This is a genomic window from Burkholderia sp. Z1, from assembly GCF_014893795.1.
In the GTDB taxonomy this organism is placed as follows: Bacteria; Pseudomonadota; Gammaproteobacteria; order Burkholderiales; family Burkholderiaceae; genus Burkholderia; species Burkholderia theae.
Map to the genome: position 1 here is coordinate 1,556,224 of NZ_JACFYL010000002.1, position 22,320 is coordinate 1,578,543.

The window sequence follows — 22,320 nt, forward strand, 5'->3', positions numbered from 1 at the left end:
GTGTTTTGCATGCTTGCACTTGTGCGATTAGGATTTTTTGATTAATTGTGATCTCACCACAAAACACATGGACGTCGATAATAATGGTTGGTAGTGTGAGGGCAATGTGCAAATGGCTATAAATCACTGAAATTAAGGGGTGGATTATTGTTGGCACATTGCCGGCTCAGTCAGCCCGAGAAGGCAATCAAATTACAAAAGAGCCAAACATGATTGCCGACCACTACTACAAGCTTCAATCGGCGTTGCTCAGTGGTCACATCGACGCATCCAGCACCTTCCTCGCGGCGCGTCATGAGTTGGACAAGAGAAGCGCCGAGCACTGGTATTGGCTGACCCGGATGTATTACCGGTCAGGTCGCCCCCTTGATGCGCTCGATATCCGCTTCAAACTAACGCGCGAGGCGGGCGCATTGGGCATGCACTTCCATTGCCTCGCAGGCATTTGCGCGCATTCGGGCATCAAAGACGTTGCCATCTCCGGTCAAAGACAGATGCGCAGCGCATCAAGGATCTCTTGAGAGCGTGGGAATCCTGCTTCTTCGAGGCGAGGCAAAATAGTCAACTGGCTCGACATTTTCTACTGGACCTCCTGCGCATCGTTATCACGATCCGACTGCGCGCTCACGACGAAAGCCAGTGGATCAACGGCATCAGGCGAAACGCGCTGTTTCTCGCGAAGCTGCGGATGGCGTCACCGCAGGGTACGCGTGACGCTTGTCAACACCACCGACGTGACGCTGACCAACGCGTTGCCGTGGATCTCGACGTGTGCCACACACGTTCGCTCGCGGAAGCGAAGGATTTGCTCGATATCCTGATCGAACTCGGTGAGCGGATCGGTGCAACGCAAACGGCCTACTTGAAGGCGCGCGGCGCGAAGTTCGTCAGCTGTCGCTGTCGCGTCGAATGCATTAACACAACGGAGTCGATTCCGTTCGGCCGCAGGCTGTGGGATTCGCTCTTCATCGATCGCGCCTATAACGACGGATGAGCGATTCCGCGGATCGCGTCGCTGCGCAGCATGTGATCAGTTTGCGCACGGCACCGCCGTGTCGAATTTTCCAACGTCGCCACCGCGCGCCTACACTTCGAGTTGCCTTGTGTCCGAAGGTTTCGACGACACCCAGGTGCTCAGTGCCCCTCGCTTTCGGCGCGAGCGCATTGTGCTGTCATCTGACGGATTGACAGCACGCCGTATGGCGGGCGATTCGACTATCGGCTCCGCATTCAAATCACCAGCTCAGATGCGACTGACTTTATAGACGCCCCTGCGGGACGTCAGCGAGTGCCGGCCGTGCGGAGTCGCGCTACCGTTCCCGCCGAGCGCTCGCGACCTATGCCGCAAAAATCAAATAAAGTCAATTGAAAAAATGCCTGTCAGATGGAGCGCTTGCCGCCATGCAGCGCCAAGGTTCAATTTGGATAAGTCAGTAATTTAATTAAGACAAAATAGATATTTGTGTCCATATTTGGCGAAATTTTCAAATGTCATGGAAATATATTCTCGGATTTAACAAAATATGAAGATTTTTGCTTGAGCCTGTAATGTGTTGAAATTATAGTTCTCCCGTGAGTGTGAATTTGGATGTCGGCATCGAGGATGTGCGGCTTCCTCATATGAGATTGGATTTCAAGGTGTTGTTGAAATTCAATTGAGACGATATGATTTCCAATCTGCGCGGGATGCCATGAGTTTGTCTGAAGGAGTGAGTTCAATTGAGCTGGACGATGACTATATTTTTGTCGATTCGACGGTTCATGAACTCGACTCGTATGGAGAGTATTCCAAGGACGACGGGGGGCATGGGTCCAGTTGGGGGGCAATCGAGAAGGCATGCATCCGGCTCTTGGAGAAACAGGGCGATGTCAGGGTTGCGGTCTGGTATATCAGAGCCGGTTTGGAGCGCAAGGAGTTTCATTCCTTTCGTTTGGGGATGGCGGCTTTGTCGAGGATTTTGGCAGATTTCCAGCGAGGAACTCAGGATTTTGCCCATTCCGATGAGCTCGAGTTGGAGATTTATTCGGCTCAGCTGGCCTGGCTTTCCACTCCTCAGTTTGCGCGTAAACTAAGTCTTCTGAATTTCTCTGAGATCGATGCATCGATTTTCGATATTCGCCAAAACAAGTTTAAGTCCTTGGTGTTCGGCGAATCGATAGACGCGTTGTGCAGTGAAATTGAGGAGGTTGTGGGTTTTTTTGAGAGCGTGAAGATTTGGGTTGAGAGTAATTTGGATCAAGGGCTGAATTTTGATGATTCGATTTTATTGTTGACCGATGTTACTGGAGCGTTGCGCAGGGCGACGGAGAAAAATACCAGAGAAGATGTGGGGATTGTTTCTCGTGACTCGAAGGAAGTTCGGAGCGGAAGTTTCTCGTCGATATCGAGTCGTGTTGATGTCGATATCGCCATCGACGAAATAATAAGATATTTTAAAGTTCATGAGCCAAGTCATCCTGCGCCGATTCTATTGATGCGCGTAAAGAAGATAGTCGGAGCTGATTTTTCGGATTTGATGCAAGAGCTTTACGCGGAAGGTGTGAATCTTGTGGCGCAACTAGGTCGGCCTGGCGGCGTCGATAAATAGTTCTGGGTTTTGGGTTTTGGGGATATTTCATGGCACGTCAGAAAGATGGGCAGAAGTTCATTGGTGAGAGTCGCGCCCCCCGGGTGCAGATCGAATACGACGTCGAGATCTACGGGTCGCAAAAAAAGGTTGAATTGCCGTTTGTGGCAGGCGTGATGGCGGATCTGTCCGGTGACAACGTGGAGCCGCTGGGTCCGGTCGAGGATCGCCGGTTCTTGGAAATCGACATCGAGAACTTCGACGAACGCATGGCGCAGATTGCGCCTTCGCTGAGTTATCACGTCCAGAACGTGCTGAGCGACGACGGGACGCTGATCCCAATTGACCTGGCCTTCATGTCGATGGATTCGTTTGAACCGGCCGAGGTCGTGAAGCGCATTCCGGAATTGTCAACGCTGCTTGAGGCGCGCAATCGCTTGAAGGAATTGCTGACCTACATGGACGGGAAGGTGGCGGCCGAGGATCTGATCCACGAACTGCTCAAGAATCCGGAATGGGCGAACGAACGGCCCGCCGTTTCCGAGCAACCGCCCGCCGCTGCGCCGTCTGGTGATCCGGCGTCGAGCCAGGAGGAGAAATGAGCATGCTCAGCCAGCGTGAGCCGTCGGCCGAACGCGTCGTCGAAGAGCGTGTCGACGACGACCTGAAGGACATTCTCCGCCGGTCGTTCCGGCCCCGGACAAATGAAGCCGCCGAGGCGGTCCAGAGCGCTGTCGGAACGCTGTTGGCGTATGCGCGCCGCGGCAGGGTCGTGGTACGGGAGGACGTCGCACAGACGATCGAGCAATTGGTCGCGGAACTGGACAAGAAGATTTCCAGCCAGTTGACGCTGGTTCTGCACAACAAGCGCTTCCAGGCGCTCGAGGGCGCATGGCGGGGCCTGCACTACCTGGTGTCGAACACCGACACCAGCGAGAACCTCAAGATTCGCTATCTGAACATCTCGAAGGCCGATCTCGGCAAGACGCTGCGGCGCTTCAAGGGCGTCGTGTGGGACCAGAGCCCGATCTTCAAGATGATCTACGAGCAGGAGTACGGGCAGTTCGGCGGCGAGCCGTTCGGTTGCCTGATCGGGGATTACCAGTTCGACCACAGCATGCAGGACGTGTCGATCCTGACCGAGATGTCGAAGATCGCGGCGGCTGCACACGCGCCGTTCATCGCTGCTGCGGCGCCCGGATTGTTGCAGATGGATGGCTGGAACGAGCTGTCGAACCCCCGCGACATCTCCAAGATCTTCACGTCCACCGAATACGCCTTCTGGCGTCGCCTGAGAGAAAGCAACGATTCCCGCTATCTGGCGCTGACCATGCCGCGCTTTCTGGCGCGCGTGCCCTATGGGCCGACGACGCAACCCGTCGAGGAATTCGGTTTCGAGGAGAAGGTCGATCCGAACACCTCGGAAGACTTCTGCTGGGCGAACTCTGCCTATGCAATGGGTGCGAACATCACCCGTGCGTTCAAGACTTACGGCTGGTGCACGAAGATTCGTGGCATCGAGTCGGGTGGGGCGGTCGAAGTGCTGCCGAAATATTCACTGCCGTCTCAGTACAGCGAGATCGAGTTGCATTGCCCGACGGAAATCGCGATCTCGGACCGTCGCGAGCACGAACTGTCGGAATCCGGCCTGATGCCGCTCGTGTATCGGAAAAATTCCGACACCGCCGCGTTTATCGGCGCGAAGACCGTACATCGTCCGGCGACCTACGAGGATGGCGATGCAACGGCGAATGCCAACCTGTCGTCGCGACTGCCGTACATCCTTGCTACCTGCCGGTTCGCGCACTACCTGAAGTGCATCGTCCGCGACAAGATCGGCTCGTTCAAGTCGCGCGAGGACACTCAGCGCTGGCTGAACGACTGGCTGATGAATTATGTCGACGGAGATCCGTCGATTTCGAGCGAAACCACCAAATCGCAGCGCCCGCTGTCTGCTGCCGAGGTCGTCGTCGACGAGATCCCGGACAACCCCGGGTACTATCGCGCGCAGTTTTTCCTGCGCCCTCATTTCCAACTGGAGGGATTGACCGTGTCCCTCCGGCTGGTTTCGAAGCTGCCGTCGGCCAAGCAGGAATCGGGAAGCTGACCGCCGAAAACCGGTTGGGCGTCCCGTTCGCGCGACGGACGACTGACTTCGAAAAGTCGCGGAGCGGCATCGTAACGGATGGCGTTGCCCGATAAGGTTGTATGCACGGTGGGTGAGTTGGATTTCTTAATATGATTTAGGAGTTCTTAGAATGGCAAATGCGTTGGTAGACTATTTTCTGGAGATCGACGGCGTTGCAGGCGAGTCGACCGATGAGCATTATCCGGGCCTGATCCAGATTCAGAGCTGGCAATGGGCGGAACAGAATTCGGGCCGATGGGGTTTCGGCAGCGGCGGTGGCGCGGGCAAGGTCGAGATGAAGGACTTCGAGTTCCGGATGGTGACGAACAAGGCCTCGCCCAAGTTGTTCCTGATGTGTGCAACCGGCGATCACATCGCCAAAGCCAAATTGATTTGCCGCAAGTCGGGCAAGGGGCAGAAGGAATTCCTCACGATCTCGTTCGCGAGCGGCCTGGTCTCGTCGTTCCGCACGCTTGGCAACATGCCGTTCGCGCAGCTCGGTCATGGTAGCGGCGAAGTCGATAACGTGCTGCCGACGGACGAGATCAAGATCAATTTTGCCCAGATCGAGTTCGAGTACCGGGAGCAGGGCAACGACGGCACGATGGGGGCGGTGATCAAGGCCGGCTACGACCTCAAGCTGAACGCGCCGATCTGATTCGGCACGCGTTCTCTTTTCGAGCAAACCGTGGGCGTGTTGCGGCCTAGGACGCAACACGCAGGAATACGCATGTGAGCGCGCAATCACTCTACAACAAGCTGTCGAGGCGGACTCGTTACGACTCTCTCCAGGAGGTCGTCGGGCTTCACCTGGTCGAATTGATGAACTGCGCATCACGCGGGGGGCGAGTTGGCGTGTCGGACAACAGTCCTGCCGCGTCTTCGGTGCTGAACTACGGCTGCCCGCCATTGCAAACTTCGGGTGCCACACGGATCGATCCGATACGTACGGCCTGGCACATCTGCGAAGTGATACGCCGTTTCGAGCCGCGCGTGGACAGCGCACGGACCCAGGTGCGCCCGAGAGGCCGCGGTGACCGGCATGCGCCCCATACGTTGTACTTTGACATCCTGACGACGGCTCGCTACGACGGAGCCGAAATCAGGGTGAGCCTCGCGCTCGACTATCTGAACGGCTTCTTCAGTTTGGTCGGTGAATGATCAACGGCAAACGATTATGAGCTTCCTGGACCACTACAACGACGAACTTCGTCAGTTGCGCGACGCGGGCGCCCGCTTTTCGAAGGAGCATCCGCAGGTTGCATCGGCGCTCGGCCTGCATCCGGATGCGGTTACCGATCCGTTCGTCGAGCGGTTGCTTGAAGGTGTTGCCTATCTGTCTGCACGGGTGCAGTCACGCCTTGACCGCGAATGCGCAGAGTTTGCGCAGCAGGCGCTCGGACGTGTTTGCCCATTGTTCATGGCGGTCACGCCAGCGATTACGAGTTTTGCGTTTCACCCGGATCTCACTTCGCCGGAATCGTTCCGGGGCAGCACTTTGCCGCGTGGTTCGTTGGTCTCAGCCCGCTTACCCGGCCGCAAGCTTCCCGTCACGTTCGCTACGGCACGAGACGTCACATTGCTGCCGTTGCGCATCGCGAAGGTCGAATGCAGCCGGAGTCTGAATGGACTGCCGTCGCAGCTCGCACAGCGGCTTGCGTCGTCGCAGGCAGTGCTGCGTTTTCGTTTCGAGCTGGAAGGCATGTCGACGATCGGTGAACTGCGGCGCGACAAAGGCGACTTTGTGCCGCTGCAGCTGAGCCTCGCCGGCGACCTGCCGCGGGCGTACGCGCTGCATCAGGCGCTGCTTGCATCAAGCAGCGCCTGGTATGCCGTCGTACCGACCCGGCGCGGCGACGAGGTTCTGACGCTACCGGCGTCGGGCGTCCGCCTGTCCGGCGTCGACGAAACTGAAGCGCTGCTGCCGCAGGAGCTCGGCGGGCTGCCCGGTTTGCGGCTGCTTCGCGAGTACTTCGCGCAGCCAACCCGACTGCTCGGCGTCGACCTTGATGCGCTCGCCCCGGTCGCCGCGGTCGATCCGTCCGCGCGGTCGTTCGAATTGTTCTTCGCACTGCGTCAGATACCAAACGGGCTCATCGGCGATGTCGACGTGAATCAGTTCCGCCTGTTCGCGACGCCGGCGATCAACCTGTACGAGAAGCGCTTCGACCCGGTACCGTACGACCCCAACCTCACGGAGCAATGGATTCCGGTCGACCGGATGGCGCCGGCGGCGCATCATCTGTGGGGGCTGACGGAAGTGCGCCTGTGCGAAAAGAACGGCAAGTCGCATGTGGCACGCTCGGTGCTGGAGACGAGTGGCTACGAGGGGCGCGACGAGGCGATTCGCTACAGCTTGCGGAGGGAGAGTGCATCGTTCGCAGACGGCGCGCGGCGCGACCGCTTCGATCCGCTTGAAAGCCACGACCTGATCGCCGTCTCGACGCTCGGCGACACAGTCGAACTGGACGACATCGCGTCGATTGCCGGCAAGGCGCTGGTGGTCGATCGCGACTGGCGGCCATCGGCGCTGCTCGACGCCGAGCTGAGCCTGCTCGATCCGGTCGCGGTACGGCGCATCGAATGCCTGTGGCCGGCCAGCACGCCGCGAGGCATCCCGCCTGTCGACGCATGCTGGGATGCGACGTCTTACCTTGGCCAGAATCCCCTCGCGCTGCACGCCGGAAAGGCACAGAACATCACTGCGCGCATCGTCGAGCAGTTGCTGCTCGCCGCCGACCGCGAGGACGCACTCGATCGGCAGAGGATCGACAGTCTGCGTTCGGTTCATCTCGGCGCAAAGTTCATCGCGGCTGGCCGGTCGACGCCGCTCGCGCTGGTGCGGGCGACTCGCGTCGAGATCGACGTCGCAGCGTCGGCACACTCGGACCGCGGTGGCTGGCTGTTCGGTCGCGTGCTGGCGCAAGCCCTTGCCGAGGCGGCGACGCTTAACGACGGCATCGAGGTTGTCGTGCAGCTCGACGGCGAAACGGTCAGCACCCACGTGAACACGGCCGCCGGCGAAGGGAGTTTGCAGTGAGGCTCGAGCGCATCCGGCGGGCGTTGACTCCACACCGCACCTTCTTCGAGCTGATGCGCCGCGTCGAGGTGCTGGAGCGCGAACAGGGCGGGCCGGCGCGGCGCGCGCGGCGCAGCCCGCCGTGGTTACGCATCGAACAACCGGCCGAAATGCAGTTTGCGAGCACGGAGGTCTCGATCGTGCGGGTCGAGCAAGCCAGTTTCATCGATGAGGGTGACCACCCGGAGGTCAACGTCGTCCAGCGGTATTTCGGCCTGTTCGCGCCGTATGGTCCGCTGCCGCTGCACGTAACCGAGCATGCGATGCAGGAAAAGCGCTTCGAGCGCAATGCCGCGTTCGAGCGGTTCGTCAACGTCGCCTGCGGTGATCTGGCGTGGCTGCATTACGTCGCCTGGTCGTCGATGCACCCGGTGCTCGGTTACGAACGCGCGCGCAATCCGTTTGTCGAGCGGGTCACCGCGCTGGCGAATGCCAACGCCCAGCCCGCCGGGGATCGGGATGTGCAGGCCTGCCGGCGCGCCTTTCCGGGCCTGTACTGCGCATCCCGCCGATCGCTCGCCGACCTGACGCGGATGATGGTCCGCTACTTTCGCGTGCCGCTCCGGATCGTGCCGCGCTACGGACGCTGGATTCCGGTGTCGCCTGAGCCCCGCGGCGGCCGGCGGCTCGGCGCTTGGCGGCTCGGCGCGCGCATCTGGGACGTCCAACATTCAATGGAGATCTTGATTGGTCCGATAGAGGCCGATGAGTTTCACCGTTGGCAACACCGTTCCGCGGCTGCGATGGCGGTATGCACAGTCGCGACGGATTTCGTCGACGGAAGGATTGACCCTGTCATCAAGGTTCAGGTTCGGACGCGCCCTGAACTCGCGGGGAAAGTCGGAAGTATGCGGGTCGGCGTCGATGCGTGGTGCCGGCCGAATTATGCGCTGCGCACCCTGACCATCTACGAATCTTTTCGGAACTAGACGTGAATCGCGAACGTATATTTAACTGTCTCGGCCGCACGACCTATGCGGCTCTTGTCGACGCCACGGCGCTGGGGCGGTCGCGGCGGCACACCTTCATCGACCTCGATCACTGGGCGCTCTGCCTGCTGCAGCGCGAGCAGAGCGATTTCTCGAAGCTGTTGGCCGAGTGGGGGCACGACATCGGCGATGTAAAACGCCGGTTGGAGAAGGCGCTCGATACGTTCGACGTCGGCGGCGATTCAGTGCGGGACATTTCCGCTTCGCTCGAGCGCAGCGTCGGTCGGGCCGTGATATGGAGCCAGGTCGTTGCTCCGTCGGGCAAGGTTCGCTCGGGCCATTTGCTGCTATCGTGGCTGGACGACGATCTCACGCGCCGATGGCTCCAGCAACGGATTTCGCACGGCATCGTGGCGATCGCGATCGACGAGATCGCGATGCGCTACGAGGCACTGGCCGCGAGTTGGCCTGAGGCGGTCGAGAGTCCTTCACAACGTGATGACGACCTGCCCGCCGATGGGGCGGCACCGGACAACGCGCTCGCGAAGTGGGCAACCTGCCTGACCGATCAGGCGGCGCGCGGCGAGCTGGATCCGGTGGTCGGCCGCGATGACGAACTGCGGACCGTGATCGACATTTTGTCGCGGCGTCGCCAGAACAACCCAATCCTGGTCGGTGAGGCCGGTGTGGGCAAGACGGCCGTGGTCGAGGCGCTCGCGCAGAAGATCCACGCGGGCGCGGTCCCGCCCGGGCTGCTGGGCGCACAGGTATGGGCGCTGGATCTGGCGCGGCTGCAGGCCGGCGCAGGCGTGCGCGGAGAGTTCGAGCAGCGCCTGAAGGCGGTGATGGATGCGGTGCTGGCTGCACCGAACCCCGTGATTCTCTTTTGCGACGAGACGCATACGCTCGTCGGTGCCGGCGGTGCCGCCGGCACGGGCGACGCCGCAAACCTCATCAAGCCGATGCTCGCCCGCGGCCAGTTGCGAATGGTCGCGGCGACCACCTGGTCCGAATACAAGCAGTACATCGAACCGGACGCCGCGCTTGTCCGGCGCTTTCAGGCGGTGCCGGTCGAGGAGCCGGGCGACGCCGCTGCCGTCGATATGTTGCGCACCATCGCGCCGCGCTTCGCCGAGCACCACGGAGTGCACATCGTCGATGCGGCGCTGTGCAGCGCGGTCGCGCTGTCGCGTCGCTACCTGCCGGCACGGCAACTGCCAGATAAAGCGATCAGTCTGCTGGATACGGCGTGCGCGCGGGTGGCGATGAGCCAGAGCTGCGCACCTGCTGAGCTGGAACGGCTCGGGCAGCAGGCATTGGCGATCGAACAGACCCTCAGTTGGCGAGCGAACGACCGCCGGATGGGCGTGTCGACACCGGGCGACGAAGCCGACCTGGAGGCGCAGCGGGCTGGTCTCGCGTTACAAGCGCGCTCGCTCACGAGCGTGGTCGAGACGCAGCGGCAGGAAGTAAACGACTGGCTTGCACGGATGCGCGCGACGCCCGACTCGTCGGCAGACAACAGCGATGCTGCGACAACGGCCCCATGCGTTGACGCCGACACCTGGGTGCGGCCGTGGGTCGACGAGCATGTGATCGCCGAGGTCCTCGCGGAATGGACCGGTGTACCGGTCGCACAGCTTGCGCAGGACGAAGCGCAACGGATCGTCGATCTGGAGTGCTCACTTGGCGCGTGCATCCATGGGCAGGCAGGTGGTGTGCGCTCGATCGCGCAGGCGCTGCACGTGTCGCACTCCGGTCTCGGCGATCCACAGCGGCCACTTGGCGTGATGTTGCTCGCCGGGCCGACCGGTACGGGCAAAAGCCAGGCGGCGGCGAAGCTCGCCGAACTGTTGTTCGGCGGCGAGCGCAATCTCGTGCAGTTCAACATGAATGAATTCCAGGAAGCGCATACGGCGTCGACGCTGAAGGGCGCACCGCCCGGCTACGTTGGGTACGGCAAGGGCGGGCGGCTGACCGAAGCGATTCGCAAGAAGCCATACAGCGTGCTTCTGCTCGACGAATTCGATCGCGCGCATCCGGACATCCATGAAGTGTTCTATCAGGTGTTCGACCAGGGCTGGATGGAAGATGGAGAGGGGCGACGGATCAGCTTCCGTAACAGCCTGATTCTGTTGACCACCAATCTCGGCGATGCGGAGATCGAAGCATCGTGCAAGGCTGATCCGCAGGTGTCGCAGGCGAAACTTGAGGCGCTGGTGCGCGAGCGACTGCAGGCGCGCTTTTCCGCAGCGCTGCTGGCGCGCATCCAGATCGTCGTGTTCCGGCCGCTCGATCTCGACGCGTTGACGGGCATCGCACGCCAGGCACTGGATGAGTTCGGCGAGCGGCTTGCGCAGAATGGACTCGGCTGGCGCGCCGACGACGATGTCGCAGGCTGGATCGCGCGGGCCGTTGCGCAGCATCCGGCCAACGGGCGTGCGGTGCGCGATCTGCTGCGACAGCACGTGATGCCCGCCGTGGCGCGCGGCGTACTCGCAGCGCGCGCGGAAAGCCGGACGCTGCGGACGGTGAGACTCTCGGCCGCCGACAAGTTGTCGCTCGCGTTCGACGACGAGCCGAACTCGGCCGACGCATGGCCGTCTGGCGATGCCGTCGCGGCAGACGACGAGGTGGCGTCACGTGAACAGGATGCGTCGAACAATGACGGGTCGAGAGGAGAGCCGGCATGCGTCTGATCGAATTGCGCAGTGACGTACTGGACCCGGGCACGGTGGCGCTCGCGTTGACGGTTCACGAGAACTTTTCGCGGGAGCCGTCATATCAGCTGGACCTGTTGAGCAGCGACCCGGGGTTGGACCTGGACGCCCTGCTGGGCACGCTGCTGTCAGCTGACATCGAACTGGGCAACGGTGCGGTACGGACTTTCAGTACCTACGTGTTCGGCGGCTACGACACCGGTCAGATGAGTGGCCAGTACACCTACACGCTGGAACTGGGGAGCTGGCTGTCGTTCCTGGAAGAGAACCAGAACAGCCGGATCTTCCAGAACCTGACGGTGCCGCAGATCGTCGAGCAGGTGTTCCAGGCGCATCGACGTACCGACTACCGCCTCGAGCTGGAAGGCGCGTATGACTTGCGCGAATACTGCGTGCAATTTCAGGAAACCGATCTGAGTTTCGTCAAACGTCTTCTGGAAGACGAAGGAATCTACTTCTGGGTCGAGCACGAGACAGACCGTCACGTGGTGGTGCTGTCCGACACACAGCGTTTTGCCGACCAGCCGTCTCCGTATGGGCAGCTCCAGTACTTGCCGGACGGCGAGGAAGCACGGGCAATCCAGGGTCGCGAAGGGGTGCAGCGCCTGCAACAGATTCGACGTGTGCGGCCGAACAACGTCGCGCTGCGTGACTTCAACTACCTGGCGCCGTCGAATCGTCTGGACAGCGATGCGCAGATGCCGCCGGAGCCGGCGCTGTCGGGCGTCCAGCTGGAGTACTACGACTATGCGGCGGGTTACCAGGACGAGCAGACCGGGGAGCGTCTGGCGCGCCTGAGGCTGGAGGCGTTCCAGGCGGAAGCGCATGTGTTGGTCGGCGAGGCCAACGCGAGCGGCCTCACGACGGGACAGGCATTCACTTTGATGGGCTATCCGGCCGCTGCGCGCAACCGGCGCTACTACGTGATCGGCAGCGAACTGTCGTTCATCCAGGACGGGCCGGACAGCACGTCCCAGGGGCGCAACGTGGCGGTGAAGTTTCGCGCGCTGGCCGATGACCAGCCGTATCGGCCGCTGCTCGTGACGAAGCGGCCGGAAGTGTCGGGCATCCAGAGTGCGACGGTGGTGGGGCCGCAGGTGTCGGAGGTGTATACCGACAGCCTCGGGCGGATCAAGGTGCATTTCCACTGGGACCGCTACAAGACGGTGGAGGCGGACGCGTCGTGCTGGATCCGCGTGTCGCAGGCGTGGGCGGGCAAGGGCTGGGGCGTGCTGGCGATGCCACGGGTCGGGCAGGAAGTGCTGGTGACGTATGTGGATGGCGACCTTGACCGTCCGGTGGTGACGGGGGTTGTCTACAACGGTGAGAACCCGACGCCCTACGACTTGCCGAAGGATGCCCGCTACACGGGGCTGGTGTCGCGCTCGATCAAACAGGCGGGACAGTATCCGAATGCAAGCCAACTCACGTTCGACGATCAGTGCGGCGCGGAGCGTCTGATGCTCCACGCCGAGCGGGACATGCAGCAGACCGTGGAGCGCAACAGCTCGACGGCGATTGGTCAGGACTCGAACGAGGTCGTGAAAGGTACGTCGACAAAGGTGACGGGGATCTCGGTCAGCTATACGGGTATCTCGGTGTCGTACACGGGATTGTCGGTGAGCTTCACCGGGGTATCGGCGTCGTTCACCGGGCTTAGCACGTCGTTCACCGGTGTCAGCACGAGTTTCACGGGCGTGTCGACATCGTTTACCGGCGTGTCGACCGGTTTCACCGGCGTCAGCACGTCGTTCACGGGTGTCAGTACGGGTTTCACCGGTGTGTCGACGTCGTTCACGGGAATGTCGACCGGCATCACCGGATTGAGCAATTCGGTGACGGGCGTTTCGAACAGCATGACGGGGATTTCATCGTCGATGACGGGCGTCAGCACGTCCGTGACCGGGCAGTCACAGAGCATGACGGGTGTCTCGCTGTCATTCACGGGCACGTCGACAAGCATGACCGGCGCGAGCACGTCGGTGACCGGCACGTCGACGAGCGTGACCGGTACATCGATTTCGAATACCGGTACTTCGACTAGCGTGACAGGAGCGTCGACGTCGATGACCGGGAGCTCGGTGAGCATGACCGGATCGAGCATGTCGTCGACCGGCACTTCGGTGAGTATGACAGGAACGAGCATTTCGGCGACGGGTATTGATATGTCGCTCACGGGTGTCAGTTTTTCGTACACGGATGCTGCCTGGTCGGATAAGGGTATTGACCTGAATAAGGTCCTCATGTCGAACACCAACTGAAGGGAGGGCCGGCATGCGTCTGATCGAATTGCGCAGTGACGTACTGGACCCGGGCACGGTGGCGCTCGCGTTGACGGTTCACGAGAACTTTTCGCGGGAGCCGTCATATCAGCTGGACCTGTTGAGCAGCGACCCGGGGTTGGACCTGGACGCCCTGCTGGGCACGCTGCTGTCAGCTGACATCGAACTGGGCAACGGTGCGGTACGGACTTTCAGTACCTACGTGTTCGGCGGCTACGACACCGGTCAGATGAGTGGCCAGTACACCTACACGCTGGAACTGGGGAGCTGGCTGTCGTTCCTGGAAGAGAACCAGAACAGCCGGATCTTCCAGAACCTGACGGTGCCGCAGATCGTCGAGCAGGTGTTCCAGGCGCATCGACGTACCGACTACCGCCTCGAGCTGGAAGGCGCGTATGACTTGCGCGAATACTGCGTGCAATTTCAGGAAACCGATCTGAGTTTCGTCAAACGTCTTCTGGAAGACGAAGGAATCTACTTCTGGGTCGAGCACGAGACAGACCGTCACGTGGTGGTGCTGTCCGACACACAGCGTTTTGCCGACCAGCCGTCTCCGTATGGGCAGCTCCAGTACTTGCCGGACGGCGAGGAAGCACGGGCAATCCAGGGTCGCGAAGGGGTGCAGCGCCTGCAACAGATTCGACGTGTGCGGCCGAACAACGTCGCGCTGCGTGACTTCAACTACCTGGCGCCGTCGAATCGTCTGGACAGCGATGCGCAGATGCCGCCGGAGCCGGCGCTGTCGGGCGTCCAGCTGGAGTACTACGACTATGCGGCGGGTTACCAGGACGAGCAGACCGGGGAGCGTCTGGCGCGCCTGAGGCTGGAGGCGTTCCAGGCGGAAGCGCATGTGTTGGTCGGCGAGGCCAACGCGAGCGGCCTCACGACGGGACAGGCATTCACTTTGATGGGCTATCCGGCCGCTGCGCGCAACCGGCGCTACTACGTGATCGGCAGCGAACTGTCGTTCATCCAGGACGGGCCGGACAGCACGTCCCAGGGGCGCAACGTGGCGGTGAAGTTTCGCGCGCTGGCCGATGACCAGCCGTATCGGCCGCTGCTCGTGACGAAGTGGCCGAAGGTGCCGGGCATCCAGAGTGCGACGGTGGTGGGGCCGCAGGTGTCGGAGGTGTATACCGACAGCCTCGGTCGGATCAAGGTGCATTTCCACTGGGATCGCTACAAGACGGTGGAGGCGGACGCGTCGTGCTGGATCCGTGTGTCGCAGGCGTGGGCAGGCAAGGGCTGGGGTGTGCTGGCGATGCCGCGGGTCGGGCAGGAAGTGCTGGTGACGTATGTGGATGGCGACCTTGACCGTCCGGTCGTGACGGGGATCGTCTACAACGGCGAGAACCCGACGCCCTACGACTTGCCGAAGGATGCCCGCTATACGGGGTTGGTATCGCGATCGATCAAGCAGGCGGGGCAGGCTCAGAACGGGAGCCAACTCACGTTCGACGATCAGTGCGGCGCGGAGCGTCTGATGCTCCACGCCGAGCGGGACATGCAGCAGACCGTGGAGCGCAATAGCTCGACGGCGATTGGTCAGGACTCGAACAAGGTCGTGAAAGGTACGTCGACAACGGTGACCGGGATTTCGGTCAGCTATAAGGGTGTGACCGGTATCCCGATCGGTAAGCCGGGTAACTCGGTGTCGTACACCGGACTGTCGGCGAAGTTCACCGGGGTGTCGACATCATTCACCGGGCTCAGTACGTCGTTCACCGGTGTCAGCACGAGTTTCACGGGCGTGTCGACATCGTTTACCGGCGTGTCGACCGGTTTCACCGGCGTCAGCACGTCGTTCACGGGTGTCAGCACGGGTTTCACCGGTGTGTCGACGTCGTTCACGGGAATGTCGACCAGCATCACCGGATTGAGCAATTCGGTGACGGGCGTATCGAACAGCATGAAAGGCATTTCATCGTCGATGACGGGCGTCAGCACGTCAGTGACCGGGCAGTCACAGAGCATGACGGGCGTCTCGCTGTCATTCAAGGGCACGTCGGCGAGCGTGACCGGTACGGATATGTCGGTGACCGGCACGTCCGTGAGCGTTACCGGTACGAAGGTGTCGGAAACCGGGGCGTCGACTGACATAAAGGGAGTATCGACGTCGCTGACCGGTTCCTCGGCGAGCGTGACCGCATCAAAAGTGTCAACGACCGGTACCGACATAAGCGTGACGGCCTCAAAGTCTTCGGTAACAGCCAGCAAGTTCTCAAGAAAGGCGTTGGGGTTCTCATACAACGGAATTGAATCTTCGAATAAACGGATTGACCTCAATAAGGTTGGTCAAAAGGTGTTCTACTGATGTCGATGCGCCATGTCAAACCTCAAGCGGCGCTCGTTGCGACGACGCGCACCCAGATCGGCCGAACACCGATGCTCGGCATCAGCATCGGTATCGGCTTCCGGCTTAGCGATCCGACGATCCTCGTGCACGAAACTGCAGTCTGGGTAGCGCTGAAGGCGGCGGCGCCGTCGGTGCCGCTGGCCGAAGCCGCAATGCCGAAACGCTGCGCGGAATGGCTGCTCGTCGGCCATTCCGTGCAGCGCGTGTCGACCGGCGAGCGCGGACGCGCGGTCGACTGGGCTGCCTGGGTCGAGCTGGACGGCGTGCGCAAGACGGTGTCATGCCGTGCGAAGGCGGACGAGCAGACGGAGCATGACGCGTTCGTGCGGCTCGCGATCGATCCCGCACAAGCTGTCGCGGGCGGCGCGCGCGAAAACCCGTTCGGCATCGCGTCGGGCGTCGCACCGCTGCAGGGCGTGGGTGCATTCGGCGTCGGACCGGAACCGCTGGCCGCGATGGGGGCGATCACGAGCGACTGGCCAGAGCGCCGCCAATGGATGCCGAGCCGCCCGGGCACGCTCGAGGCGATGGCGCGCGACGGCACGCACATGGGCTGGCCCGAGAGTGTCGATCTGCGCTACTTCCAGCAGGCCGCGCCCGATCAATGGGCGCGGCGCGCCAGCTGGACGCCGGGCGCCCGCTTCGAGCTCGGCGGGTTCGGCGCGCGAGGCGAAGGCTTTGTGGGCACGCTGCCGCGTGTCGCAGCCGTCGCGCTGGTCACGCGCACTGACCAGCCGGGGGGTGAGCAGGTGTTGCTCCGGCAGCAGACCGTCTGGCTGTTGCCCGACCACGACATCGGCGTGTTGTGGTGGAACGGCGCCATCGTAACCGACTACCTGCTCGACGACAGCCCGGCGATGCTCGTTACGGCCTTCAAGGATGCGGAGGAGCAGATCGACGTCGGTGCACTGATGGCGTTTGCCGCGCAGCGCACCGACATGACCTGCACCGATCCGACCCAGCACGCGGACGACGCGCTGATGCCGTCGGTCGAGCGTGGCTGGGCCTGGGAACTGATCCTCGCCACTGACGACCATCCTCGCTTTTCGCCTCCGCCGCGTAATCGTGCGGAGATCGGCGCACGTCTAAAGCGTCACCAGTCGAGTCTGGAGGAGGCGCGGGACGGACTCGTGCGTTTGCGCGAGTTTCAGGACACCGCGAAGGGGACCGCGTTGCCCGATGCACCATCCGACGAACGCGACTGGCGGAAGCATTTGAGCGAGACCGGCAATGCGGAACTGACGGAGATGACGATTCGTAATGCAGATCTGTCCGGGCTGAACTTCGATGGCTGGCGACTGGAGGCGGTGCGTTTCGAGCGTTGCCGATTCGATCGCAGCGCATGGAAGAACTGCCAGCTGAGCCACGTGCACGCGGTCGATTGTACGTTCGCCGGTGCGGTGTTCGACGACGTCGTGTGGAAAGGCGGTGCGATTGTCCGCGGTGAACTGACGCACAGCGTATGGCGCGGCACGGTGTTGGAGCGGCTCACGTTCGAGGATTGCGACCTCGACGATCTGTCGGTGTCGGGCGGGTCGTGGTCGATGGTGGTGGTGCAGGGGCGCGGCGGCGCACGCGGCACGGTGCAGGACGTCGCGTGGGACGGCGTGTTGTGGAACGGTGTCGACGCACGCCATTGGACCTGGCGCCGCGTACACGCCGACAACCTCGGCCTGATTGAATGCAAGCTGGCGAATCTGACGCTCACGCAATGTACGCTTCTGAAGCTGAGCGCGCTACAAAGTGACCTGTCAGATAGCGCATGGCAACACAGCACCTTGTCGTCTGCAGTCCTGTCGAATGGAACGTCGATCGATCGTGCTCGCCTCGGTGATTGCGTGTTTCGGTCGACGTGCTTCCAGGATCTGTGTGCGGAAGCGCTGCAGGTTGATCATTGCACGTTCGTGCAGCTCAATGCGCAGCATCTGAAGGCGGAGCGCTCAAACTGGACATGTGCTCTGCTCGATGGTGCGAATGCGATGTACGCCTGTCTGGCCGGTGCATCGTTCGATCGCTGTTCGCTGAAGGAAGCGGTGCTGTACGGCGCAGACATGCGCGAGACCCAGATGCGTGATTGCAATCTGATCCGCGCTCGCATGTCGTGGATCCACTTGCCTGAGTCGGGCGCGTGGCGCGGCAACCTGAACGCCGGCATGCTCGACGTTCCGAGGAGGGAAAAATGAGCGGACTCGAACTACCGGTGGACGCACCCGCGCTGCCGCAGGTGATCAAAGGGCGGCACTACACATCGTCGCATCGAGGGCTCGAGCTGGTCGATGCGATATACCAGGATTGCCATTTCGACCAGCTGACCTGGTCGGAATGCCGGCTGTCCAACCTGCGTTTCGTGAACTGTCGCTTCGACGCAAACCGGTTCGAATGCTGTGAGCTGACAAGCCTGATTTACGAGGACTGTCACCTTGCCTCGACGAAATGGACGGACTGCATGCTTCGAGGCCTATCGTTCATCGGTGGCGAGATCGGTGGCGCGATGTGGGCGGGCGGCCTGATCAAGGACACAACCTTTTCGAAAACGAATGCTTCTGACTGGAGATTCGACAGCGTGCGTACGGCACACCTGTCGGTCGTCACGAGCGAACTCACTGACATTGTGATTAGCGGCGGACGCTGGTCAGACGCGTCGTGGGTCGCCCTGCAACTCGTCGGCGTCAACATGCACTCGGTGGAACTCGAGAATTTCGTCGTTGGGCACAGCGGTTGCCACAGGTTCACGCTCGAGGCTTGTCAAGGTATCAACGTACGCTGGATCGATTCGAAAATCGATCGGATGACCGTGACTGACTGTGAGCTGCAGCAGGCCGCTTGGTCGCGCTGTACGTGGTCAGACGGTCAAATCAACTCCAGTCGCTTACCCATTGCGAGTTTTGATCAGTCGACCGTAAGTAACCTGTCAATACGGAATAGTGAGTTACCGCAGGCGATCTTCGATCACGCAAGCGTATTTGACAGCGATCTGCACGGATTGAAGGCGCCACGCGTCGGATTCCGCCATACGCGACTTGTGCGCGTGCAACTGGCAGGTGCGCAATTGCACGGGCTGGACGCGCGTGGCGCGACATTGGAGCAGGTCGGCCTGAACGGCTGCGACTGTCGCAACGGTTGTCTGATCGGACAGCCACGACGCGCGTGGCTTGCCGCGGATACACGACAGGCAACATTCGACGAAGCGGCCGCGGAGGACGATGGTCCATGGCGGCACCGTACTCAACCTGGAGCAAGAGGAGTTTGACAATGACGATGCTTCAATCGCCCGACGTGTGCGAGACGAGGTCTCGCGACAGTGAATTGCAGGAACCGATTCCCGCACCGCTCAAGCGGCAGGTTGCCGCGGGTTCGGTCGGATACGTGACGATCGGCCGAGTCCGCGAGGCGGCATTGGATCGCGCGTGGTGGGTTGTGACGGAGCCCGGTGGCGCTCCGCGGCTGGCGCGCGCGGCGATCAGTTGCGTTATCAAGCCGCAGCCGGACGACTTGGTCCAGCTGTACCAGGCGGCGGGCGGGTGCTGGGTGCTCGCGATCCTCGAGCGGCGCGGCGACGCGGCGTCCGTCGCGCTCGATTTCGGCGCGGCCAGCGTATCGCTGCACGCGCGTGACGTGCACGTGCAGGCGCGCGACCGCCTGGATCTCGAAGCGGCCCATCTCGCGAGTCGTGCGGAGGTGGTCACGCTGGCGGCCGCGGAGCGCCAGGCGCACGTTAGCGGCACCGACGCCACGCATGCCGGCAGCACGTTAGTCCATACCGAGCGTCACATGGGGCTTCACGCGCAAAGTGCGGCCGTGACGGCCGAGGCGCTGCTCAAGATGGACGCCGGCCAGATCCACATGGGTTGAAGCAAGGAGGTTGTCATGTTTGCCAATTGCTCCGCAGGCGGGATGGCGCAGTCCGGCACGGACGTCTGCAAGACGCCGCCGCTCGCGATCCCGATACCGTATCTGAACATTGCACTCCTGTTCTGTGCCGTGCCGAACATCCTGAACATCCTAATTTGCGGTGGGCCGGCCCATAACCTGTGCACGATAATTTCTTTCACGCTCGGCGATGAGCCGGGAGCGATGGGGGGCGTTGGGTCGGGCACGGTGAGCGGGCCGTCTTGCAACATAGAGGGTTCCGGAAAGGTGATGTTGCATGGCGCGCCGCAGACCCGGATGACCGATTGCACCATGCCCAACAACCACAACACGGTCGGAGTTGGCGTATGTCCGTCCCAAACCATCGTCTTGATACTCTGCTGATGCAGCTCATTCGAACACTGATCGCGTGGCTCGCGCTGGGCGTACTGTCGGGCTGCTCGTTTGGCTCGAAGAACGTCGAGCCGCGCCAGTTGCACGTCACGCTGGTGGGCGGCAGTCACCTGAACGTCAGCATGAGCGGCGAGCCGCGTCCGATCCAGACGTGCTTGTACATCGTGCGAGCAGCCGACTGGGTGCCCATGGCGAGCGGTGATTCGTCGTGCGCCGGCCGGGACCAGGACGGAACGGTGGTTACCGTGTCGCGCCACGTGATCGCACCGCACCAGGTTCTGCAGTTCTGGATCGACGTGCCGCGTAGCGGCGAGATCTGGCTCGTCGCGGACGCCGATTACGCGCAGCGTTCGGCCCAGTATGCGCCGTTGCGCGTACGCATCGAAGGCAGCGGCGAGATCCATCTCGCGGTGTGGCTCGATCGCAGCGGCATCTACAACGCGTCGCTGCCAGGGCCCGTCGCGCTCAACACGCCCTCCGCCGGCGCAGCAAGCGTTGACGGTGCGGCAGGAAAACCCGCCCGGCGTAGTGACTCGGGCACAAGGAGAATCAAGCAATGAGCAGTTTGCCGGTGGGACCAGTCGCGTGGAGCGACGGCATGCTGATCGAGACGCAGCATTTCCAGCAGCTGGAACGCCATCTTTCGCACCAGGTCGCATCGCGGCTCGGGCAGACCGTGAATCACGGCTGGGGCTTCACGCTGCTGGACGTCGATCAGGACGGGCTCGGGCTCGGCCGGCTCGGGCTGCGCGGTGCGCGCGGCGTGTTCCAGGACGGCACTGCATTCTCGGTGCCGTCCCACGACCCGCTGCCCGCGCCGCTCGAGACCGAGCAGGCGCAGGCGGGTGACGTCGCGTGCTTCGCGATTCAGGCAGCGCGAAGCGGTGGCCCCGAGATGGCGTTCGGCGAAGTGGCGTCCGCGTCGCGCTATCGCGCCGCGGCCACCGACGTCCCCGATCTGGCCGTTGGCCTCGATGCGCCTGGCACGCCACGTAACCTGACGATCGAGACTGGCCAATTGGTGACACGGCTGTGCTGGAAATCGCAGTTGCGCTCGGACGAGGTCGCGCTGCCGATCGCGCGCGTGTCGGGGCGTAGTGCGAGCCGCGCAGTGCTGCTTGACCCGCGCTTCATCCCGCCGCTGCTCGACACGCGGGCGCACGTGGTGCTGAATTCGCTGATCGAAGAACTGCAAAGCACGCTGCGGGTGCGTCTCGCGAATACGTCCGGGCAGCGGGTGCTGTCGACGGGCGGCGGTATCGCGGATCTGATCGAGCTGTTGCTGCGGCAGGCGATTGCCGAATACCGGATGCGGTTGGCCAACCTCGACGCGTTCGATCCGCTGCCGCCCGTGCTGCTGTATCGCGAGCTGATCGGCCTGCTCGGGCGTCTTAGCGTGTTGCCTGGCGTCGACGAGGAATTGGCCGACCGCGAGTTCGGCTACCGCCACGAGGATCTGCAAAGCAGCTTCGAGCCGCTCGCGGCAACGTTGCGGCATGCGCTCGCGCGGGTGATCGAGACTCCGGTGTTACCGCTTCGCTTCGAGGACCGCGGCGACCAGGTTTATATCTGTGTGGTCGACAAGCAGTGGAACCTCAAGAAGCTCGTATTCGCAATCTCGGCCGCGATGCCCGCCGACAAGCTGCGCCAGTTGCTGCCTCAGCAGACCAAGCTCGGCGCAGTCGAACAAATCCAGAAGCTGGTGGACCTGCAGTTGCCGGGGGCCCGCCTGATCCCGTTGCCCAACCCGCCGCGTCAAGTTCCTTACTACGCCCAAAGCACCTACTTCGAAGTCGAATCGACCGATCCATTCTGGGCGCAAACGCTGGCCGGTTCGGCGATGGCGCTGCGCATCGTCGGCGATTTTCCGGACCTGCGCTTCGAAGCATGGGGACTGAGAGACGGCAAGGTGGCGTAAGCCACGGCATGAACCGCTATCCACTATGAATCTGCTCAGAAATGTTTCCTCTGCCATCCGGCGCGCGTCATCGAGCCC

Annotated in this window: 18 protein-coding genes; all 18 read left to right on the forward strand. The window is 62.0% G+C overall.

Going from position 1 to position 22,320, the window contains the following annotated elements; genetic code table 11:
- Positions 1-209 precede the first annotated feature (209 nt).
- The 18 genes from H3H55_RS24060 (at position 210) to tssK (ending at position 22,242) form a co-directional block, all read left to right on the forward strand.
- Positions 210-521: a hypothetical protein gene (locus tag H3H55_RS24060; RefSeq protein ID WP_193100498.1), complete on the forward strand. Its 312-nt coding sequence runs from the start codon at positions 210-212 to the stop codon at positions 519-521.
- Complete coding sequence (locus H3H55_RS24065) at positions 518-994, forward strand: DUF2827 family protein (protein ID WP_193100499.1); 477 nt, start codon at positions 518-520, stop codon at positions 992-994. Before H3H55_RS24060 ends, H3H55_RS24065 begins: the two co-directional genes overlap by 4 nt.
- 697 nt (positions 995-1,691) lie before the next feature.
- Positions 1,692-2,588, forward strand: a complete 897-nt coding sequence (locus H3H55_RS24070) for a type VI secretion system ImpA family N-terminal domain-containing protein (RefSeq protein WP_193100500.1) — start codon at positions 1,692-1,694, stop codon at positions 2,586-2,588.
- Between the two features lie 29 nt (positions 2,589-2,617).
- Positions 2,618-3,169 carry a type VI secretion system contractile sheath small subunit gene (gene tssB, locus H3H55_RS24075; protein WP_193100501.1) on the forward strand — a complete coding sequence of 184 codons (552 nt, stop codon included), beginning with the start codon at positions 2,618-2,620 and terminating at the stop codon, positions 3,167-3,169.
- The gene (gene tssC, locus H3H55_RS24080) at positions 3,166-4,674 is read left to right on the forward strand and encodes a type VI secretion system contractile sheath large subunit (protein ID WP_193100502.1); all 1,509 of its coding nucleotides are present in this window, start codon (positions 3,166-3,168) and stop codon (positions 4,672-4,674) included. The genes tssB and tssC overlap by 4 nt, the downstream gene beginning before the upstream one ends.
- 151 nt (positions 4,675-4,825) lie before the next feature.
- The gene (locus tag H3H55_RS24085; protein ID WP_193100503.1) at positions 4,826-5,353 is read left to right on the forward strand and encodes an Hcp family type VI secretion system effector; all 528 of its coding nucleotides are present in this window, start codon (positions 4,826-4,828) and stop codon (positions 5,351-5,353) included.
- Between the two features lie 74 nt (positions 5,354-5,427).
- Complete coding sequence (locus H3H55_RS24090; protein ID WP_193100504.1) at positions 5,428-5,856, forward strand: GPW/gp25 family protein; 429 nt, start codon at positions 5,428-5,430, stop codon at positions 5,854-5,856.
- A 16-nt stretch (positions 5,857-5,872) separates the two neighbouring features.
- A complete protein-coding gene (gene tssF / locus H3H55_RS24095; protein WP_193100505.1) occupies positions 5,873-7,735 on the forward strand; it encodes a type VI secretion system baseplate subunit TssF in 1,863 nt (620 codons plus the stop codon).
- Complete coding sequence (locus H3H55_RS24100; RefSeq protein WP_319022323.1) at positions 7,732-8,703, forward strand: type VI secretion system baseplate subunit TssG; 972 nt, start codon at positions 7,732-7,734, stop codon at positions 8,701-8,703. The genes tssF and H3H55_RS24100 overlap by 4 nt, the downstream gene beginning before the upstream one ends.
- A gap of 2 nt (positions 8,704-8,705) precedes the next feature.
- On the forward strand, positions 8,706-11,402 hold the full coding sequence (tssH, locus tag H3H55_RS24105; RefSeq protein WP_193100506.1) for a type VI secretion system ATPase TssH: 2,697 nt from the start codon (positions 8,706-8,708) through the stop codon (positions 11,400-11,402).
- Positions 11,393-13,684 (forward strand): type VI secretion system Vgr family protein, encoded by a 2,292-nt coding sequence (locus H3H55_RS24110; protein ID WP_193100507.1) that lies wholly within the window; start codon positions 11,393-11,395, stop codon positions 13,682-13,684. Before tssH ends, H3H55_RS24110 begins: the two co-directional genes overlap by 10 nt.
- A gap of 13 nt (positions 13,685-13,697) precedes the next feature.
- Complete coding sequence (locus H3H55_RS24115; RefSeq protein ID WP_193100508.1) at positions 13,698-16,019, forward strand: type VI secretion system Vgr family protein; 2,322 nt, start codon at positions 13,698-13,700, stop codon at positions 16,017-16,019.
- A gap of 5 nt (positions 16,020-16,024) precedes the next feature.
- Positions 16,025-18,244, forward strand: a complete 2,220-nt coding sequence (locus tag H3H55_RS24120; RefSeq protein WP_193102127.1) for a pentapeptide repeat-containing protein — start codon at positions 16,025-16,027, stop codon at positions 18,242-18,244.
- A complete protein-coding gene (locus H3H55_RS24125) occupies positions 18,241-19,311 on the forward strand; it encodes a pentapeptide repeat-containing protein (protein ID WP_193100509.1) in 1,071 nt (356 codons plus the stop codon). Before H3H55_RS24120 ends, H3H55_RS24125 begins: the two co-directional genes overlap by 4 nt.
- 8 nt (positions 19,312-19,319) lie before the next feature.
- Positions 19,320-19,913: a DUF3540 domain-containing protein gene (locus H3H55_RS37385; protein ID WP_264299678.1), complete on the forward strand. Its 594-nt coding sequence runs from the start codon at positions 19,320-19,322 to the stop codon at positions 19,911-19,913.
- Between the two features lie 15 nt (positions 19,914-19,928).
- Positions 19,929-20,315 carry a DUF4150 domain-containing protein gene (locus H3H55_RS24135; protein ID WP_193100511.1) on the forward strand — a complete coding sequence of 129 codons (387 nt, stop codon included), beginning with the start codon at positions 19,929-19,931 and terminating at the stop codon, positions 20,313-20,315.
- Positions 20,315-20,884, forward strand: coding sequence for a type VI secretion lipoprotein TssJ (locus tag H3H55_RS24140; RefSeq protein WP_193100512.1), 570 nt, complete (start codon positions 20,315-20,317; stop codon positions 20,882-20,884). The genes H3H55_RS24135 and H3H55_RS24140 overlap by 1 nt, the downstream gene beginning before the upstream one ends.
- Entirely contained in the window at positions 20,881-22,242 is a 1,362-nt protein-coding gene (gene tssK / locus H3H55_RS24145; protein WP_193100513.1) for a type VI secretion system baseplate subunit TssK, read from the forward strand. Before H3H55_RS24140 ends, tssK begins: the two co-directional genes overlap by 4 nt.
- Positions 22,243-22,320: the final 78 nt, after the last annotated feature.

Excerpts from the sequence above, each read along its gene's own strand:
- H3H55_RS24070 (WP_193100500.1), top strand. The coding sequence starts at position 1,692 with ATGAGTTTGTCTGAAGGAGTGAGTTCAATTGAGCTGGACGATGACTAT.
- H3H55_RS24110 (WP_193100507.1), top strand. The coding sequence starts at position 11,393 with ATGCGTCTGATCGAATTGCGCAGTGACGTACTGGACCCGGGCACGGTG.
- tssK (WP_193100513.1), top strand. The coding sequence starts at position 20,881 with ATGAGCAGTTTGCCGGTGGGACCAGTCGCGTGGAGCGACGGCATGCTG.
- tssB (WP_193100501.1), top strand. The coding sequence starts at position 2,618 with ATGGCACGTCAGAAAGATGGGCAGAAGTTCATTGGTGAGAGTCGCGCC.
- H3H55_RS37385 (WP_264299678.1), top strand. The coding sequence starts at position 19,320 with ATGCTTCAATCGCCCGACGTGTGCGAGACGAGGTCTCGCGACAGTGAA.
- H3H55_RS24140 (WP_193100512.1), top strand. The coding sequence starts at position 20,315 with ATGCAGCTCATTCGAACACTGATCGCGTGGCTCGCGCTGGGCGTACTG.
- H3H55_RS24125 (WP_193100509.1), top strand. The coding sequence starts at position 18,241 with ATGAGCGGACTCGAACTACCGGTGGACGCACCCGCGCTGCCGCAGGTG.
- tssC (WP_193100502.1), top strand. The coding sequence starts at position 3,166 with ATGAGCATGCTCAGCCAGCGTGAGCCGTCGGCCGAACGCGTCGTCGAA.
- H3H55_RS24115 (WP_193100508.1), top strand. The coding sequence starts at position 13,698 with ATGCGTCTGATCGAATTGCGCAGTGACGTACTGGACCCGGGCACGGTG.
- H3H55_RS24120 (WP_193102127.1), top strand. The coding sequence starts at position 16,025 with ATGCGCCATGTCAAACCTCAAGCGGCGCTCGTTGCGACGACGCGCACC.
- H3H55_RS24085 (WP_193100503.1), top strand. The coding sequence starts at position 4,826 with ATGGCAAATGCGTTGGTAGACTATTTTCTGGAGATCGACGGCGTTGCA.
- H3H55_RS24135 (WP_193100511.1), top strand. The coding sequence starts at position 19,929 with ATGTTTGCCAATTGCTCCGCAGGCGGGATGGCGCAGTCCGGCACGGAC.
- tssF (WP_193100505.1), top strand. The coding sequence starts at position 5,873 with ATGAGCTTCCTGGACCACTACAACGACGAACTTCGTCAGTTGCGCGAC.
- H3H55_RS24060 (WP_193100498.1), top strand. The coding sequence starts at position 210 with ATGATTGCCGACCACTACTACAAGCTTCAATCGGCGTTGCTCAGTGGT.